Genomic DNA, 17,331 nt, shown 5'->3' with positions numbered 1-17,331 from the left:
GCAGCATTTGCGTCGGAAAATACGAAAACCCGAATTATACCTTGCCCACCCTGTTCCAGCCCACGAAAACCGCCATTCCGGCAGGAAAGCAATCCGGAATGGCAGCAGTAGCACCACGTACTTAAAAATCCTTCAACACGATCTTGCCGATCACCCGGCCGCCTTCCAGGTCGGCATGGGCCTGGCGCAGGTTGGCGGCATTGATCGGCGACAACACTTTGCTGAGCGTGGTGCGGATCACGCCCTGGTCGATCAGGGCGGCGATTTCATTGAGCAGCTTGCCCTGCTCGCCCATGTCCGGGGTCTGGAACATCGACCGCGTGAACATGAATTCCCACACGAAACCGGCGCTCTTGGCTTTCAGCAGCGACACGTCCAGCGGCCCGCTGTTCTCGACGATGGTGGCGATCGTGCCCTGCGGCGCGATGGCATCCGCCGCCGCCGGGAAATGCTTGTCGGTGTCGTTCAGGATCAGCACGTAGTCGACTTGCCCGAAGCCGATTTCCTTGAGCTGGGCCGGGATGTCGTCGAAATGGTCGATCACCTGCTGCGCACCCAGTTCGCGCACCCATTTTTCCGACTCCGGACGCGAGGCCGTGGCGATCACGTTCAGGCCGACCACCTTGGCCGCGAGCTGGATCGCGATCGAACCGACGCCGCCGGCGCCGCCGATGATGAGAATGCTGGGCGCCTTGCCGGAAGCGGCTTTGCGCGGCACACGCAGGCGCTCGAACAAGGCTTCCCAGGCAGTGATGGCGGTCAATGGCAAGGCCGCGGCCTGCTCCACCGACAGCGAGGCCGGCGCATGGCCGACGATGCGTTCGTCGACCAGCTGGAATTCGCTGTTGCTGCCCGGACGCGTGATGTCTCCGGCGTAGAACACCCGGTCGCCGACCTTGAAGCCGGTAACGTCGGCGCCGATCGCTTCGACCACGCCGACGGCATCCCAGCCGAGCACGCGCGGGGTGTCTTCGATCTTGTCCTTGGGCGCGCGCACCTTGGTGTCGACCGGATTGACGGCAATCGCCTTGACCGCCACCAGCAGGTCGCGGCCTTGCGGCGTTGGGCGGGGCAAGTCGACGTCGAGCAGGGATTCGGGGTTGGCGATGGGCAGGTAACGCTTCAGGGCGACGGCTTTCATGGTGTTTCTCCTTTATCAAGCACCCGGCAACGTCCGGGAGATGAGCCATTATCACGGCATCGTAAAAACAGATAAATAGACTTAAAATTGAATTACTTACAAATTTAATTTGAAAATTGACATGTACGCGACGACCGACCTGCAATTGCTGATCCATACCGCCGACACCGGCAGCCTGTCGCAGGCCGCGCGCATCCTCGGCGTCCTGCCGGCCACCGCCAGCGCCAGCCTGAAACGCATCGAACAGCGCCTCAATACGCGCCTGTTTGCGCGCTCCACACGCAGCATGCGGCTCACGCCCGAAGGAGAAATCTTCCTGGAATACTGCCGCGATGCGCTGGCGCTGCTCCAGGAAGGCGAAACCCTGCTGAGCAGCAGCAAGGATGCGATCCAGGGGCATATCCGGCTGTCGATGCCGTCCGACATCGGACGCAATGTGCTCTTCCCCTGGCTCAACGAATTTCAGGCGCGGCATCCGGCGGTCAAATTCACGATGCAGTTTTCTGATCGGATTGCGGATCTGTTTCGCGACGCCGTCGACGTCGCCATCCGTTCGGGAAAATTGGCGGACTCGTCGCTGGTCTCACAGCAGCTGACGACCGGCCGGCGCGTGCTGGTGGCGTCGCCGGCCTACCTGCAGCACCACGGCACACCGCAAACGCCCGATGACCTGGTGCGCCACAACTGCCTGCTGTTTTATCTGAAACAGGGCTTGTTCAATCAATGGCGCTTCCAGAACGGCAAGCAAACCATCGACGTCAAGGTGCAAGGCGATCGCATGACCGATGACGCGTCGATCGCACGCGAGTGGGCGGTGGCCGGCGCCGGCATCGCCTACAAATCCTGGATCGATGTGCGCCACGACGTACGCGCCGGCCGGCTGGCGACTGTGCTGGATGCGTACTGCCAGGAAGAAATCCCGCTCAATGCGGTCTATCCGCATCGCAACAGTGCGTCGCCGACGGTGCGCGCCTTGCTGGCTTTCTTGCGTGCGCAGTTCGAAGCATTGGATGCAGCAAGTGCAACGAGTACGCTAGCCGCAGAATGAAAAACGGCCCGGCCGACCAAAGTCGAACCGGGCCGAGGCGAACAAGCGCCGTCGCTTATTTCACGACCAGGCTGTTCTTCACGCCCTTGACGCCTTCCACCTTGCGCGCCACTTCAGAAGCCTTGAGCGCGGTAGCGCTGCTGTTCACAAAACCGCTCAGTTGCACGATGCCCTTGAAAGTCTCGACGCCGATCTCCAGCGTCTTCAGGTTCGGTTCTTCGAAGATGGCCGCCTTCACCTTGGTGGTGATCACGGAGTCGTCGATGTACTGACCGGTGCTGGCCTGTTGGGGCGTCGAACCGCAACCGGCCAGCGCCAATACGAACAGCGCGAAGAAGAATGCAGCAAAACGTTTGGTCATGGTGTTCACCTTTAAAATTGATTGATGCGCGTTGATGCGAAACTACAAGACGCTCGTTCCCGCAAACCGCTTTACTGCGGCTGGCGCTAATGTAACCAGTCAGCACCCGAAATAACAAGTCCCCTTCGAAGGAAAAATCGGGATCACGGTCGCCGTCGCCGGGCAACAGTCAACAATCAACAACCAACAATCGCGAAATACGGAAATCGCTTGAGCCGATCCGAAAATCCGGCGCCATCCTGCAGCAAAAATCGGCAACTGCGCTCTTCTCTGCTGCGATTTGGTATCATTCAGGCCGCATTACGGGGCGAGTATCGGGCGAACACCCCGGACGGATCATCGGCGCACCTCGGCAAGCAGCGCCAGTACAGGTCGACAAGGATTTTCACCGGTCGGCCTCGATTGAATTAGTGACGATAATAGTGACGCATAATAAAACACTGAAGCAGATTGCGATTGTGGGCGGTGGCCTGTCGGGGGTAACCACAGCCTATTTCCTGGCCCGTGCCGGTTTCGAGGTCGCCGTGCTGGAGCGCCGCGCCAATGTCGCCGAAGAAGCCACCTTCGGCAACTCCGGCCTGCTCGCGCCCAGCGTGGTGCAGCCGCTGATCCTGCCGGCCATCACGCGCACCGCCTTTTCCAATCTGTTCAAAAACGAGCCGCCGATCCTCGTCAAGTCCGGCTTCAATCCGTCGCGCTGGCGCTGGGTCCGCAAGTCGCGCCGCGAATACCAGGATTATTTTTCGCTCAACAAGCAGCGTCTGACGCGCTTGTCGGCTTACGGCCAGATGCTGGCCCTGCACCTTCAGGAACAGTACGCGCTGGAAGAGGAAAACAGCCAGGGCCTGCTGCACCTGTTCCGTAACCCGGCAGACGCCGAGCGCTGCGCCGGCATTGAAAACAGCCTCAGGCAATTCGAACTACCGCGCCAGCAGCTCAAGGGCCAGGACGCGATCCGCGAGGTCGAACCGGCTTTCCAGTCGGTCACGACGATTGCCGGCGCGATGTATTACCCGAAGGACGCCGCCGGCAACTGCGTACTGTTCGTCAAGCAACTGCGCGCGATCGCCCAGTCGATCGGCGTGCAATTTCATTTTTCGCAGTCGGTGAAAGCCGTCCGGCCCGAACTCGGCGGCCGCGTCTCGATCGACGTCGCCGGCGCCGACGGCGACAGCACCCTCACCGTGGACGGCGTGGTGCTGGCCGCAGGCCTGCAGAACCTGCCGCTGCTCAAGCCGCTCGGCTTGTCCCTGCCGCTGTGCCCGGTGCAGAGCTACAACGCCATGGCGGCCGTCAAGAACCTCGACGAAGCGCCCAACACGGCGCTGTTCGACGAGACCTACAGGGTCGCCATCGCCCGCGTCGGCAACCGCATCCGCGTCTCCGGCCTGCTGGGTTTCCTGCCGCGCACCGAACTGCCGCATCCCAAGGCCATCACCAGCCTGCTCAAGGTCGCCAACGACTACTATCCGAACGCGGCCAACTTCAACACCGCCAATTTCTGGAGCAGCACCTTTGCGCTGCAACCCAGCGGCATGCCGCTGGTGGGAGGCACCACGCAGGGCAACATCTTCGTCAACACCGGCCACGGCGCCCACGGCTGGGCTGCGGCCGTCGGCGCAGGTAAATTGCTGGCCGACGCCATGGCCGGCCGCGAGACGGAAATCGACAGCGACGGCTTGCTGGTCTCATCGGTCGCCGGCTGAAAATCTCCGCAGACGGAAGCGCAAACACGCTCTTTTGCGCTACAGCCGTCCTGTAGCCGCGCTCTTTTCATGTCTGCGGATTTTTTTCAATTGACTTAGAATGGTCGCGCCAGCACCATCCTTGTCTTCACCCCGCTCCACCTTCCACCTTATCGGGCCGCGTCGTCTATGAGTGCGCTTTATTCGATTGCCGAGATTCGCCAGATCGAACATGCCGCCAAGGCAGAACTGCCTTCCTACACGCTGATGCAACGCGCCGGCGAAGCCTGCGCCCGCCAGGCCCTGAGCCTCGTGGCCGGCGACGACGACATTCATGTGCTGATCCTGGCCGGTCCCGGCAACAACGGCGGCGATGCGCTGGAAGCCGCCCACTATTTATCCCAGTTCGAACTGCACGTCGCGGTCGCCCTGCACGCCGACGAAAGCAAGCAACCCGAAGATGCCCGCAAGGCGCTGCAACGCGCGCGCGAATCCGAAGTGGAGTTTCTTGACGTCGCCGACGCCGCCCATCTGACCCGGCAACGCTGGACGCTGGTGATTGACGGCCTATTCGGCATCGGCCAGACGCGGCCGATCGGCGGCAAGCTGCGCGCCTGTGTCGACTACGTCAACACGCTGCGCTGCCCCGTGCTCGCCATCGACATCGCCAGCGGCCTCAGCGCGAACACCGGCGCCATTATCGGCGGCGCCGGCTGTGTCGCCGTGCGCGCCACGCATACTCTCAGCTTCATCGGCGACAAGCCGGGCATGCACACTTGCGACGGCCAGGATTTCAGCGGCAACGTTACCGTCGACAACCTCGATATCGAAGAGAAACATTTTTCGGCGCCGCGTGCGCAGCTCAATGAACTGGCGCTGTTCGCCTCGGCGCTGAAACCGCGAGCAGGCAACACCCACAAAGGCAGCTACGGCGACGTCATCGTGGTCGGTGGCGCCCACGGCATGGGCGGCGCGCCGGTGCTGGCCGCACGCATGGCCGCGCATGCCGGCAGCGGACGCGTCTTCATCGCCTTCGTCGACGACGCGCCGGCCTACGACAGCGTGCATCCGGAACTAATGATGCGCCAGGCTGACCGCGTCGAGTTCGGCGCCGCTTCGGTGGTGGTCGGTCCCGGCCTCGGCACCTCGCGTCACGCGCACGATGTATTGACGCGGGCGCTGGATGCGCACGGTCCGGTCGTGATCGACGCCGACGCGCTGAACATGATCGCCGCCGAACCCGGCCTGCAACACAAGTTGCAAAATCGCGCGCACCACGCCAGCATCATCACGCCGCACCCGCTGGAAGCGGCGCGCCTGCTCGATGCCACCACCGCCGAAATACAGAACGACAGGCCGCAGGCGGCACGGCTGCTGGCGCGCCATTTCAAGAGCATCGCCATCCTCAAGGGCGCCGGCACCGTCATCGCGTTCCCCGACGGCGACATCGTCATCAACACGACCGGCAATCCGGCGCTGTCCACCGCAGGCACCGGCGACGTCCTGTCCGGCCTGTGCGGCGCCTTGCTGGCGCAAGGCTGGCCGGCGACGCAGACCGCGCTGGCAGCCGTGTGGATGCATGGCAAGGCGGCCGATCAACTGGTCGACCTCGGCGTCGGCCCGATCGGACTGACCGCCAGCGAAGTCATCCCGGCCGTGCGCACCCTCCTCAATCAAATCATCCGGGACCATGCCTAATATTGCTTCACAACCGCGACTCTGGCTGGGCATCATCTTTCTGATTTCGGCGTTATGGACGTTGTCGCTACTGGACACCGCAGGCAAATTGCTCGGCATGGCCGGCTATCACGTGGTGATGATTGCGTGGATGCGCTACAGCATCAACACCGTTTTCATGGCCGCCACGCTGATGCCGCTGTACAAGCGCCGCCATGGCCGCAGCATCCTGCGGTCGACAAGGCCACGCCTCCAGATCGTGCGCGCGCTGGCGTTGCTGCTGTCGACGCTGATTTTCTTTTCGGTGCTCAAGATCGTGCCGCTGGCCGAAGGCACCGCAATGAATTTCTGCGCGCCGCTGATCGTGCTGGCGGTGTCACCGTGGCTGCTGGGCGAAACGACCTATATTTCTCGCTGGATTGCCGTCGCGGTGGGATTCGCCGGTATGCTGATCGTGATTCGCCCAGGCGGCGACATCCCGGCGCATGGCGTGGTGCTAGGTCTGTTGTCGGCGGCGACCTACGCGACCGTGTCCATCCTCAATCGCAAGGCCAACCAGGCCGACGATCCGATGGTGACGCTGTTTTACGGCGGTCTGGTGGGAATGGTGATCAGCAGCCTGATGGTGCCGTTTTTCTGGTCGCCGCATACGCCCGATGCGACCGAATGGATGATCCTGGCGTCCACCGGCATCACCAGCACGATCGGCCATTTCTTCATGAACAGCGCCTACCGGCACGCCGAAGCGTCGGTGCTCACGCCGTTCGCCTACAGCCAGATCATCTCCGCCAGTGCGATGGGCTGGCTGGTGTTCAACCAGTTCCCCGACGCCATCACCATCTTCGGTATCGCCATCATCTGCGCCAGCGGCATGGGCATCGCCTGGGTCGAACACCGGCGCGCGCATCCGCTGCCGGTGGCGGCAGAGACAGCTGCTTAAGCGTCCACCAGCCGTCCTGCCGCAATCGTGATCGTCTGGGCGCAACGCGCCGCAATCGACGGATCGTGCGTGACCAGCACCAGCGTGGAACCGCGCTCCTTGTTCAGCTCGAACATCAACCGGATCACCGCTTCGCCGGTGGTGGCGTCGAGGCTGCCGGTCGGTTCGTCGGCCAGCAGCAGAGGCGGCTCGGTGACGAAAGCGCGCGCCAGCGCCACGCGCTGCTGCTCGCCTCCGGACAGATATTTGGGATAGTGCCTGAGGCGGCTGCCCAGCCCGACCCGCTCCAGCATGCGTTCGGCCTTACTGCGCGCCTCGGCGTCGCCGCGCAGTTCCAGCGGCAGCATGACGTTTTCGACCGCGTTGAGATGGCCGAGCAGCTGGAACGACTGGAACACGAAACCAAGTTTGTGCTTACGCAGCGCCGCGCGGCCGTCTTCGTCGAGCGCGAAGATGTCGACGCCGTCGATCCTGACGGTGCCGTCGGAAGGCATGTCCAGTCCCGCCAGCAGTCCCAGCAGCGTCGACTTGCCGGAACCGGAGGCGCCGACAATGGCCAGCGTGGTTCCTGCCTCCACGTTAAAATTGACGTCACGCAAAATCGCCAGCTCGCCGGCCTTGCTGACGGCGGTCGCCTCGGCGGCGGCATCGGCGACGCGCTTGGACAGATTGACGACTTCGATGGCGGAAGTGTTGGCGATGGCGGAAGTGGAAGACACAGAGGAATCAGGCATGCAATCGAATGGAAGATGGATGAAGGCGATGAGAAGACATGATGTGCGCTGGCGCCGCCTGTTGGCCGCGCTGCTGGCGATGCCCCTGCTGATGCTCGCAGCGAGCGCCTATTCTGCACCAAAAACCCTGCTTGTGCTTGGCGACAGCCTCTCCGCCGAATACGGCCTGACGCGTGGCAGCGGCTGGGTGGCGTTGCTCGACAAGCGGCTGCAGCAGGAAAAAATCAACACCGGCGTCATCAACGCCAGCATCAGCGGCGAAACCACCATCGGCGGCAAGACCCGCCTGCCGGCCCTGCTGAGCAAGCATGCCCCCGACGTCGTGATCATCGAACTGGGCGCCAATGACGCGCTGCGCGGCCTGCAACTGAGCGCCACGCAAGCCAACCTGCAGGCGCTGATCGACATGGCGCGCGCGGCCAAAGCCAAGGTGGTGCTGGTGGGGATGCAGATTCCGCCGAATTACGGCGCCGATTACACCGACAAGTTCTCGCAGTTGTTCCCTGCCGCGGCGAAACAGAACAAGACCGCGCTGGTGCCATTCTTCCTGAAGGATGTGGCCGACAAGCCGGCGCTGTTCCAGGCCGATCGCATGCATCCCAATGAACAGGCACAGCAGACCTTGCTGGACAACGTCTGGCCGGCCCTCAGGCCCTTGCTCAAATAGCCTTGGCGATTTGCCTCACGGGCGCGTGCAAATCAAGAAAGCGCCGCAGCAGCGATGCCGACTGCGGTGTCTCGCATACGCGGGCGCGCATCGCGGCGGTGTCGATGCCGCACTTGCCGTAGATCTCCGTGTAATACGCGAGATGGGCCTTGACGAACTCGCCGGTGAATTCCGGATGAAACTGCGCTGAAAAGATGTTGGGCGCCAGTCGCAGCATGTGATGCGGATCCATGGTCGAGCTGGCCAGCACGGTTGCTCCCGGCGGCGGCTCCAGCACGACTTGCGAATGCAGCATGTGCGCCTCGAAGCTCTCGGGAATCTCATGCAGCAAATGCTCCCCGGCCGCCACTGCATGCCGCGTCACCGCCATGGTGCCGGCCACGCGCCCGGCCGGGTTGTACCCGACCTTGCCGCCGAAGGCGTGCGACAACAATTGATGTCCATAGCAAACGCCGAACATCGGCAGCCCGTGTTCGGCCGCGCGCCGCAACCATGCCGCGGTGCGCTCGCTCCAGTCGACCAGGTCGGTGACCATGGTCGGAGAACCGGTGATCAGCACTGCACGGTATTGATCCGGCTCGCGCAGGAACTGGCCCTGGAACACGGAAACGATTTCGGTCTCGTCGTCGCTCAGGCCGGCAGCCTTTTGCAGCTGTACGGCGTAGCTGCCATAGGAGAGGCGCAACTCGTCGATGGGATCGCCGGTATGGATGATGAGGACGGGTGCGGCCGGTCCAACTGGAACCGGAGCCGGGACTGAAACTGACGCTGACATGGAGGCTGGCATGGACGCGGCTTCAAGGACTGGGGTGAGAATTCACGATATCTTCGATTGTACGTTCGGCGCAGCGCGCCGAAGCTGCAAAAAAGGCCGCATAAGCGGCCTTTTTTGTTTGATGCATGTCATTGACGCAACTTACCTGGCGGCATCGGCCGGCTTGCCGTCGGTGGCGCCGGCTGTCTCGCCGCCCTTCAGGATCTTGGTCTTGGCCTTTTCCTTCAGGAAATTGATGTACGACAGCATTTCCTGTTCAGCCAGCGTGTTGGCGATCTGGTCCTGTTCAGTCTTGCGGCGGGCTGCGTCAGGCGCGGCCGGTTGCGCCACCTTGGTGATGCGAAACACGCTGTAGCCCTGACCTGGCACTTCGACACCGGTGTAAGCCGGCAGCTTGGCGGTATCGGCCTTCATGACAGCCAGGAAAGCATCCTGGTTCCAGCCCTGGGTCTTCACGCGCGAAGCCAGCTTGGCCTCACCGAAGCCGGTAGCGTCATCCTTGGATTTCAGCTCGGCCAGCTTGGCTTCACCGGCCTTTTTGGCCAGCGCCAGTTCCTCGGTTTGCGTTACCAGCTCGCGCACGATGGTCTTGACGTCGTCAAAGGCACGCTTGGTCACCGGCTTGTACTCGACGATATGCCCGGCGATCAGCGTGGTCGGTGCGACCTGCACCGCTTCCGAATTATGCTTGCCCTTGATGGTGTCGTCGGTAAACAGCGCCTTCAGGAATTTCGGATTGTTGTAGACCGTGTTCGGCGCCAATGTCGGATTGGCCTGACGCGTCACACCCGTGGCGGTTTCGATCTTCAGCTTGAGCTTGTCGGCCACAGGCTTGAGGCTGTCGCCCTGCTCGTAGACGGTATTGTTGAAGGTCTCGGCCAGTTCGGCGTACTTCTTGGCGGCCAGTTGCTTCTTGATTTCGGTCGAGATTTCGCCCTTCACCTCGTCCAGCGGTTTGACCGAACCAGGCTTGACGCCGGTCAGCTGGATGATGTGATAGCCGTAATCGGACTCGACCGGATCGCTGATCTCGCCTTGCTTGAGCTTGTAAGCCGCATCTTCAAACGACTTGAGCATGGCGCCCTTGCCGAAGAAACCGAGGTCGCCGCCCTGGTCCTTGGAACCCGGATCCTGCGAGTTGGCCTTGGCCAGCTTGGCGAAGTCGCCCGGCGTCTTGCGCAGTTGCGCCACCAGTTCGTCGGCCTTGGCCTTGACCGCGGCCTTGTCGGCGGCGGATGCGCCCTTCTTCACTTCCAGCAGGATATGGCTGGCGCGGCGCTGTTCGTCGGTCGAATATTGCTTGATGTTCTGGTCATAGTAGGACTTGACGTCGGCGTCAGACACGCTGACCTGCGCAGCCACGGCCGCGCTGTCGAGCACCACGTATTCGATTTTTGCCTGTTCCGGCACTTCGAACTTGCTGCCGTTCTTGTCGTAGTAAGCCTTGAGCATGTCGTCGGTGACCTTGACCTGTCCCGCGAAGGACGCTGCCTTGAAGGTCAGTTCCTGCACGGTGCGTTCCTGGTCGTTCAGGTCGGACAAGCGCGCGGCGACCGTCTTCGGAGCGAATGCGGTGCCTTGCACGGCGGCGTTGAGCTGTTGCAGCCCCATGTCGCGGCGCAAGCTGGCTTCATAGCCCTTCGGGGTCAGGCCCTGGGCCGCCAGCAGGACGCGGTACTGGTCGCTGTCGAAGCTGCCGTCCGCCTTCAGCAGGCCGGGAATTTGCATGATGCTTTGCTGCAGCGCCAGATCCGATACCGACAGCTTGTCGTTGACGACTTCAGCCGTCAGTGCGCGCTGGGCGATCAGGTTGTCCAGTACGGCGCGGCGCGCTTCGGGCGTATCGAACACCTTCGGATCGATCTGGCCGCCGGACATCTGGCGCATGCGCTCCAGTTGCTGGCGCTGCGCGGCGTCCCATTCTTCCTTGGTGATGGTCTGGCCGGCCACCTTGGCAACGGCGTTGTCGCCATCGGACAGGCGGCTGTAGCCCTCCAGGCCGAAGAACGCGAAGGAAGGGAAAATAAACAGCAGCAGCAGGAATTGCATCAGGCGCTGATGGTTACGGATAAATTCAAACATTGGTCAGCCGATCACGAAATCAGAAACAAGGGAACGTACAAGAAAAAAGGCGAACTCGCGTTCGCCTTGTAGCAATGCAATGCTCATGCTGGCGGAGCAGATTGCCTGCTCTGGGAGATGCCGCCTTGGCAACAACGCCCGCGCGTCATTATACACAGCCAGCCACGCCAAGTCACCGATGCGGCCCTCGGGGAAGGCGCTGAAAATGCTGATTTGCGCGGTTCGCGCTATCATCCGGGCCTGGGCAAACAGGAATCGGTCATGACAAAGCTGGAAGAAATCGTCAAACGGCAAAAACAAGGCGCAAAATTCGTGCTCTCGTTTCAGATGCTGGGCATGGATGTAGAGACTTTCGATACGGTCGCGCAGACCTGGCTGGAGCACGGCGGCCCCGGTTTCGAGGCGGCCGGCGTGCCGTTTCGCAAGGTGATCGACGGTGAATTCCTGATCGCCCGGTTGACGGTGGTCAAGACCGCCGAAGATTGACTGCCCGCTGATTATTCGTACTTGCGCGCGTCCTCGATGACCTTGCCGTCGTTGGGCAGGCTTCCCGGCGCCGCAAACAGCACCTCTCCCCTGAGCTTGGTAATGTCGCGCACGCTGTCGGCAATCGCCGCCGCCTGCGCCGCGGCGCTTTCCATGTCCGAGGTTTCGCAATGCAGCGTCATGCTGTCGTTGGCCATCTCGCCGCTCACCACCAGCCGCGCCTTCAGGATCAGTCCATGGCGCCGCGTAATCTCGGCCACCTGAGAAGGATGCACGAACATCCCGCGCACCTTGGTGGTCTGGTCGGCGCGTCCCATCCAGCCCTTGATGCGCGTGTTGCTGCGGCCGCACGGCGAGACGCCATCCAGCGCTGCGGTCAGGTCGCCGGTGCCGAAACGGATCAGCGGATAGTCCGGATTGAACGACGTCACCACCACTTCGCCGACCTCACCCGGCTTGACCGGGTCGCCGGTGCCGGGGCGCACGATTTCGAGAATCAGGTCTTCGTCGAGGATCATGCCCGGATTGACCTTGCCCTCGCTGATCGACTCGTAGGCGATGTTGCCGATGTCGGCCGAGGCATACAGCTGCAACACGTTCGGCACGCCATTGTCGTGGAACCAGCTGCGCAGCGACGGCGGCAAGGCCTCGGCGCTGACCAAAGCGCGCTGCAGGCTGTCGAGGGCGACGCCCATTTCCTGCGCCTTCTCGATGATGATCTTGAGGAAGGACGGCGTACCGACGTAAGCATCCGGCCGCAATGCCGCCATGGTCTGAACCTGCAATTCGGTCTGGCCGATGCCCGACGGAATCACCGCACAGCCGAGCTTGGCGGCCGCGCCTTCGGCCATGAAAGCCGCCGGCGTGAAGTGATAGGAAAAACAGTTCTGGATGATGTGTCCGGCGCGCAGCCCCAGCGCACGCATCGGCCGCTCGAAACGCCACCAGTCCTGGCTGTATCCCTCCGGATCGAAGATCGGGCCAGGCGACACGAACAGCCGGCGCAGCTGGCGATGCGGCGTGGTGTTGAGTCCGCCGAACGGCGGCGTCGCCGCCTGCAGATCTTTCAGGTCCGATTTGCGCGTGACCGGCAACTGCGCCAATGCCGCGCGCGTGCCGATATCGCCGGCGCTGACGCCCTTGAGGATGCGGTTCCAGCCTTCGGCGCCTTGCGCGCGCGCCACCAGACCGGGCAAGGCGGACATGAGCGCGGCTTCGCGTTGTTGCGGATCGCGTTGTTCCAGAGTATCGAGAATGTCGGACATGAATTTACCGTATGCGTGGACTGAGGAAGAATTGCATCAAGCCAGCCAGCGCTTGCGCCGCCGATAAAACTTCATGTCGCGGAAATTCTTGCGCCCCGCCGCCGACACGCCGAGGTAGAACTCCTTGACGTCCTCGTTGCTGGCGAGATCATTGGCCGCGCCCTCCATTACCACGCGGCCGTTCTCCAGGATGTAGCCGAAATCGGCGTAGCGCAGCGCCACCATGGTGTTCTGTTCGGCCAGCAGGAAAGACACGTTTTCCTTGGTGTTGAGATCCTTGACGATCTCGAAGATCTCTTCCACGATCTGCGGCGCCAGCCCCATCGAGGGTTCGTCGAGCAGGATCATCGACGGCTTGGCCATCATGGCGCGGCCGATCGCGGTCATCTGCTGTTCACCGCCGGAGGTGTAGCCCGACTGCGACTTGCGGCGCACCTTCAGGCGCGGGAAGTAGTCGTAGATCTTTTCCAGTTCCTGCTTCACTTCGGCGTTGCTGATGTTGCGCGTGTAGGCGCCAGTCAGCAGGTTTTCCTCGATCGTCAGATGGCCGAAACAATGCCGGCCTTCCATTACCTGGATCACGCCGCGCTTGACCAGGTCGTTGGGCGTCATCCTGTCGACGCGCTCGCCCTTGAACTCAATGCTGCCCTTGGTGACGTCGCCGCGTTCGGCGCCCAGCAGGTTGGAAATCGCCTTGAGCGTGGTGCTCTTGCCGGCGCCGTTGGCGCCCAGCAGTGCGACGATCTTGCCTTCCGGCACCGCCAGCGAGACACCCTTGAGGACCAGGATCACGTGGTCGTAGATGACTTCGATGTTGTTGATGTTGAGTGCTGTACCCATGCTTGCTCCGGCTTGGACTGCCTTGTTCGGACTTGCTGTTCAGATTCTCTTGCCAAAAAAGCGTCGATGCGCCCGACACATTTCAACGCACCGACGCCAAGGCCTGGACTTATTTCATGCAGGCAGGGGTAATACCCTTTTCTTTCGCATACTTCGCGGCGGAAGCCTTGAACAGCGGGTGGATCAGGTTCTTGTTGCCTTCGATCCAATCCGACACCAGCACCCACTTGCTGCCGTCCCATTGCTGGATCTTGACCTTGCCCGAACCTTCGTGGTTGTCGCAGGAAGTCTTGATCTCAGGCAGCAGGCCGGTGGCGCCCAGCTGTTGCAGGCGCGCGTTGGTGATGTTGAGGTTTTCCAGGCCCCAGCGCACGTCTTCGCCGCTCATGACCTTCTTGCCGAACTTGCCTTGTGCAGTACGCACGGCTTCCACCGTGGCGATGGCCGCCGAGACGCCGCGGTTGTACAGGATCGAACCGATCTTGGCCTTGTCCTGCAGGTTGCCCTTGCCGGCGCCGTAGACCACCTTCTCGATGTCGGCAATCAGCGGCACGCCCTTGCCCGCCACGTTCCAGGTCGCGCTCATGTAACCCTTGGCGGCCTCGCCTGCAGGAATGGTGTCTTCCTCAGAGCCGGCCCACCACGAACCGATGATCTTGTCGCGTGCAAAGCCGACCTTTTGCGCCGCCTTCAGGGCGGTCTGGTTCATCACGCCCCAGCCCCAGAAGATCACGTAATCCGGATTTTCCTGGCGGATCTTCAGCCATTGCGCGCCCTGCTCGTTGCCCGGATGGGCCACGGGGATCTGCACCACCTTGAATTTGCCCAGCGTCGCCTCGGCTTCCAGCGCCACGATAGGCTCCTTGCCGTAGGCCGAATCGTGATAGAGGAACACGATCTTCTTGCCGGCCAGCGAGCCGCCGTTCTTGGTAGTAAGGAACTTGACGATCGCCGACACCTGCATCTGGTAAGTCGTCACCAGCGGGAAGGCATACGGGAACACCGAACCGTCCACTGCATCGGTACGGCCGTAGCCCATCATCAGCAGCGGCACCTTGTCTTCGACGCTCTTGTCGATCAGCGCGTAGGAAATACCGGTCGCCATCGAATTGATCGCGGTGCCCTTGGTTACCGGATTCTTGTTCTTCATGCGCTCATAGCACTCGACGCCCTTGGCGTTGTTGTACTCGGTTTCGCATTCTTCCCAGGACAGCTTGACGCCGTTGACGCCGCCGTCCTTGAGATTGACGTAGTTCAGGTAGTCGACGTAGCCGCCGTAGTACGACTGGCCGTTGGTGCCGTACGGGCCGACGCGATAGCTCGGAATCGCAATGAACTGGTCACTGGCCTGGGCCATCGCCGGCAGCGCGGGAGCCAACAGGCTTGCAGCGACGGTCGCGGCAAGCACAAGCTGTTTGATATTTTTCATACGTGTCTCCTTGAGTTTTATTACCCATGTGCGTACCTCATTTTTACTTCTGTGCACGCATCGTTTTGCTTCTGAAAAACAGTAATTCTTAATGCGGGAACGGCCACAGGCGCAGCTTCTCCTTGGTGATCTGCCACAGGCGCGCCAGTCCGTGCGGCTCGACAATCAGGAAGAAAATGATCAGCCCGCCGAACAGCATGAGCTGGATATGCGACACCGTCGCATTGGTGAACGGCAGGTGCAAGAGCGACGCCAGCGGCGGCAGCACATTGTCGAGAAAGATCGGCAGCAGCAGGATGAAGGCCGAGCCGAGGAAAGCGCCGAGGATGCTGCCGACGCCGCCGATGATGATCATGAACAGGATGCGGAACGACAGATCCAGCGAGAAGCCGTCCGGCTCCACCGAACCGAGGTAGCAGAACGCATACAGCGCGCCCGCCACCCCGCAGAAGAACGAGCTCACCGCGAACGCCAGCAGCTTGGTGCGCATGAGCTGGATGCCGATCACTTCCGCCGCCACGTCCATGTCGCGCACCGCCATCCAGGCACGGCCGGTCGAGGAGCGCACCAGGTTCTTGGCCAGCATCGCCATCACGCAGACGATGCCGAGCACGAACAGGTATTTCCTGACCGGCGAATTGATGGCGATGCCGAAGAAGTCGATCTTCTGCGTGCTGATCACGCCCGAGGAACTGTTGTTGGAGAACCAGGAAAACTTGGTCAGCGCCCACACCACGAAGAACTGCGCCGCCAGCGTTGCCACCGCCAGATAAAAGCCCTTGATGCGCAGCGACGGCAGACCGAACACGATGCCCACCAGCGCCGCACAACCGCCGGCCAGGATGAACGACAGCACAATGGGGATGCCTTCGACGCGCAGTTGGAAGTTGTAGGCCGCATACGCCCCCACCGCCATGAAAGCGGCCGATCCGAGCGACAGCTGGCCCGCATAGCCGGTCAGGATATTCAGTCCCAACGCCGCCAGCGCGAACACCAGGAACGGAATCAGGATCGCCGAAAACCAGTATTCGCTGCCGACCAGCGGAATGCCGACGAAAGCGATCGCCAGCAAAATCGCCATGCCGATACGATCCTGACGGATCGGGAAAATCTGGCTGTCGGCAATGTACGATGTCTTGAACTGCCCGGCCTCACGATAAAGCATAGTGTTTCTCCTGTGTCTCCATGCGGCGAAGCGTCAATGTGCTTCGTCCTGTATTTTTTGCACTGCTGCCGGATCGAATCACGATCGGCCCCGACCGGCCCGATCAGACCCGGTCAATATGCCGCTCGCCGAACAATCCCTCCGGACGCACCAGCAGGAACAACAGCGCGAACACGTACGGGAACCACCCTTCGATGCCGCCAAAATTGCCGCCGAACAGATCCTGCAACACCGGCGGGATGTAAATCTCGGCCAGCTTCTCGGATGCACCGATGATCAGCCCGCCGACGATCGCACCGGGAATCGAGGTGAAGCCTCCCAGGATCAGCACCGGCAAAGCCTTCAGCGCCGTCATCGTCAGCGCGAACTGCACGCCGTTGCGCGAGCCCCACAGCAGGCCGGCGACCAGCGCCACGAAACCGGCGACGCCCCACACCACCGCCCAGATGTGCTGCAGCGGAATGCCCAGCGACAAGGCTGCCTGGTGATCGTCCGCAACGGCACGCAAAGCGCGACCGACCTTGGTCTTCTGGAAGAACAGCGCCAGCAGCGCGACCAGTCCGATCACCATGCCCGAGGCGAACAGGTCGAATTTGGAGATCCCGATGCCGATGCTGTCCATGATCGACATGATCGGTTCATCGACGATGCCCAGTTCGATCGGACGCACTTCGCTGCCGAACAGCAGAGGGCCCAAGCCTTCGAGGAAAAACGCCAGCCCGATGGTCGCCATGAACAACGTGATCGGCGGCTGATTGACCAGCTTGCGCAGCACGAAACGCTCCGTCGCCAGGCCCACCAGGATCATCACCACGAAGGCGCCGATGATGGCGGCCCACATCGGCATGCCCTTTTCCATCAGGCCAACCACTGCCAGTGCAGCGAAATACACCATCGCGCCCTGCGCAAAATTGAATACGCCCGAGGCCTTGTAGATCAGCACGAAGCCGAGCGCCACCAGGGAATACATGAGGCCGGACAACAATCCGCTCAGCGTCACTTCAAAGAAAAATTGCATCTGCGTTCTCCGCTTGTT

Annotated in this window: 17 protein-coding genes; 6 read left to right on the top strand and 11 right to left on the bottom strand. The window is 61.9% G+C overall.

The window, feature by feature from the left end; translation table 11 throughout:
* Positions 1-121: 121 nt before the first annotated feature.
* Positions 122-1,141, bottom strand: a complete 1,020-nt coding sequence (locus F506_RS12250) for a zinc-binding alcohol dehydrogenase family protein (RefSeq protein WP_053197828.1) — start codon at positions 1,139-1,141, stop codon at positions 122-124.
* A gap of 121 nt (positions 1,142-1,262) precedes the next feature.
* Between F506_RS12250 and F506_RS12245 the strand changes: the two genes are divergently transcribed.
* Entirely contained in the window at positions 1,263-2,189 is a 927-nt protein-coding gene (locus F506_RS12245) for a LysR family transcriptional regulator (RefSeq protein ID WP_053197826.1), read from the top strand.
* Between the two features lie 55 nt (positions 2,190-2,244).
* Here the strand turns inward: F506_RS12245 and F506_RS12240 are convergent, their stop codons facing one another.
* A complete protein-coding gene (locus F506_RS12240; RefSeq protein WP_053197825.1) occupies positions 2,245-2,550 on the bottom strand; it encodes a BON domain-containing protein in 306 nt (101 codons plus the stop codon).
* Between the two features lie 422 nt (positions 2,551-2,972).
* On the opposite strand from F506_RS12240, the gene F506_RS12235 reads away from it, so the two are divergent.
* From F506_RS12235 to F506_RS12225, 3 genes are all read left to right on the top strand, one after another.
* Positions 2,973-4,256: an FAD-dependent oxidoreductase gene (locus F506_RS12235; protein ID WP_053197823.1), complete on the top strand. Its 1,284-nt coding sequence runs from the start codon at positions 2,973-2,975 to the stop codon at positions 4,254-4,256.
* 168 nt (positions 4,257-4,424) lie between these two features.
* On the top strand, positions 4,425-5,933 hold the full coding sequence (locus F506_RS12230) for a bifunctional ADP-dependent NAD(P)H-hydrate dehydratase/NAD(P)H-hydrate epimerase (protein ID WP_053197821.1): 1,509 nt from the start codon (positions 4,425-4,427) through the stop codon (positions 5,931-5,933).
* A complete protein-coding gene (locus tag F506_RS12225) occupies positions 5,926-6,852 on the top strand; it encodes a DMT family transporter (RefSeq protein ID WP_053197819.1) in 927 nt (308 codons plus the stop codon). The genes F506_RS12230 and F506_RS12225 overlap by 8 nt, the downstream gene beginning before the upstream one ends.
* Here the strand turns inward: F506_RS12225 and F506_RS12220 are convergent.
* Positions 6,849-7,586, bottom strand: a complete 738-nt coding sequence (locus F506_RS12220; RefSeq protein WP_053197816.1) for an ABC transporter ATP-binding protein — start codon at positions 7,584-7,586, stop codon at positions 6,849-6,851. The genes F506_RS12225 and F506_RS12220 overlap by 4 nt on opposite strands.
* Before the next feature lie 28 nt (positions 7,587-7,614).
* Here F506_RS12220 and F506_RS12215 point away from each other — a divergent pair, with 28 nt between their 5' ends.
* Positions 7,615-8,253 (top strand): arylesterase, encoded by a 639-nt coding sequence (locus F506_RS12215; protein ID WP_053201536.1) that lies wholly within the window; start codon positions 7,615-7,617, stop codon positions 8,251-8,253.
* Here the strand turns inward: F506_RS12215 and F506_RS12210 are convergent.
* The 3 genes from F506_RS12210 to F506_RS23115 all read right to left on the bottom strand — a co-directional run bounded on the left by F506_RS12210 (position 8,246) and on the right by F506_RS23115 (position 11,344).
* Positions 8,246-9,028: a glutamine amidotransferase gene (locus F506_RS12210; RefSeq protein WP_053197814.1), complete on the bottom strand. Its 783-nt coding sequence runs from the start codon at positions 9,026-9,028 to the stop codon at positions 8,246-8,248. The genes F506_RS12215 and F506_RS12210 overlap by 8 nt on opposite strands.
* Positions 9,029-9,169: 141 nt before the next feature.
* Positions 9,170-11,110: a SurA N-terminal domain-containing protein gene (locus F506_RS12205; RefSeq protein WP_053197812.1), complete on the bottom strand. Its 1,941-nt coding sequence runs from the start codon at positions 11,108-11,110 to the stop codon at positions 9,170-9,172.
* A gap of 3 nt (positions 11,111-11,113) precedes the next feature.
* The gene (locus F506_RS23115; RefSeq protein ID WP_144424044.1) at positions 11,114-11,344 is read right to left on the bottom strand and encodes a hypothetical protein; all 231 of its coding nucleotides are present in this window, start codon (positions 11,342-11,344) and stop codon (positions 11,114-11,116) included.
* A 27-nt stretch (positions 11,345-11,371) separates the two neighbouring features.
* Here F506_RS23115 and F506_RS12200 point away from each other — a divergent pair, with 27 nt between their 5' ends.
* A complete protein-coding gene (locus F506_RS12200) occupies positions 11,372-11,596 on the top strand; it encodes a hypothetical protein (protein ID WP_053201535.1) in 225 nt (74 codons plus the stop codon).
* Between the two features lie 11 nt (positions 11,597-11,607).
* On the opposite strand, the gene F506_RS12195 is transcribed toward F506_RS12200, so the two are convergent.
* The 5 genes from F506_RS12195 to F506_RS12175 all read right to left on the bottom strand — a co-directional run bounded on the left by F506_RS12195 (position 11,608) and on the right by F506_RS12175 (position 17,313).
* Entirely contained in the window at positions 11,608-12,861 is a 1,254-nt protein-coding gene (locus F506_RS12195) for a phenylacetate--CoA ligase family protein (RefSeq protein WP_053197810.1), read from the bottom strand.
* Positions 12,862-12,897: 36 nt separating this feature from the next.
* Complete coding sequence (locus F506_RS12190) at positions 12,898-13,701, bottom strand: ABC transporter ATP-binding protein (RefSeq protein WP_053197808.1); 804 nt, start codon at positions 13,699-13,701, stop codon at positions 12,898-12,900.
* A gap of 109 nt (positions 13,702-13,810) precedes the next feature.
* A complete protein-coding gene (locus tag F506_RS12185; protein ID WP_053197806.1) occupies positions 13,811-15,130 on the bottom strand; it encodes an ABC transporter substrate-binding protein in 1,320 nt (439 codons plus the stop codon).
* Between the two features lie 88 nt (positions 15,131-15,218).
* Complete coding sequence (locus tag F506_RS12180; protein ID WP_053197805.1) at positions 15,219-16,295, bottom strand: branched-chain amino acid ABC transporter permease; 1,077 nt, start codon at positions 16,293-16,295, stop codon at positions 15,219-15,221.
* Between the two features lie 103 nt (positions 16,296-16,398).
* Positions 16,399-17,313, bottom strand: a complete 915-nt coding sequence (locus tag F506_RS12175) for a branched-chain amino acid ABC transporter permease (RefSeq protein ID WP_053197803.1) — start codon at positions 17,311-17,313, stop codon at positions 16,399-16,401.
* Positions 17,314-17,331: the final 18 nt, after the last annotated feature.

Origin of the sequence: Herbaspirillum hiltneri N3 (assembly GCF_001267925.1) — a bacterium.
In the GTDB taxonomy this organism is placed as follows: Bacteria; Pseudomonadota; Gammaproteobacteria; order Burkholderiales; family Burkholderiaceae_D; genus Herbaspirillum; species Herbaspirillum hiltneri.
The sequence above is the reverse complement of the archived record's forward strand: the minus strand, read 5'-3'. Positions and strand labels throughout refer to the sequence as shown.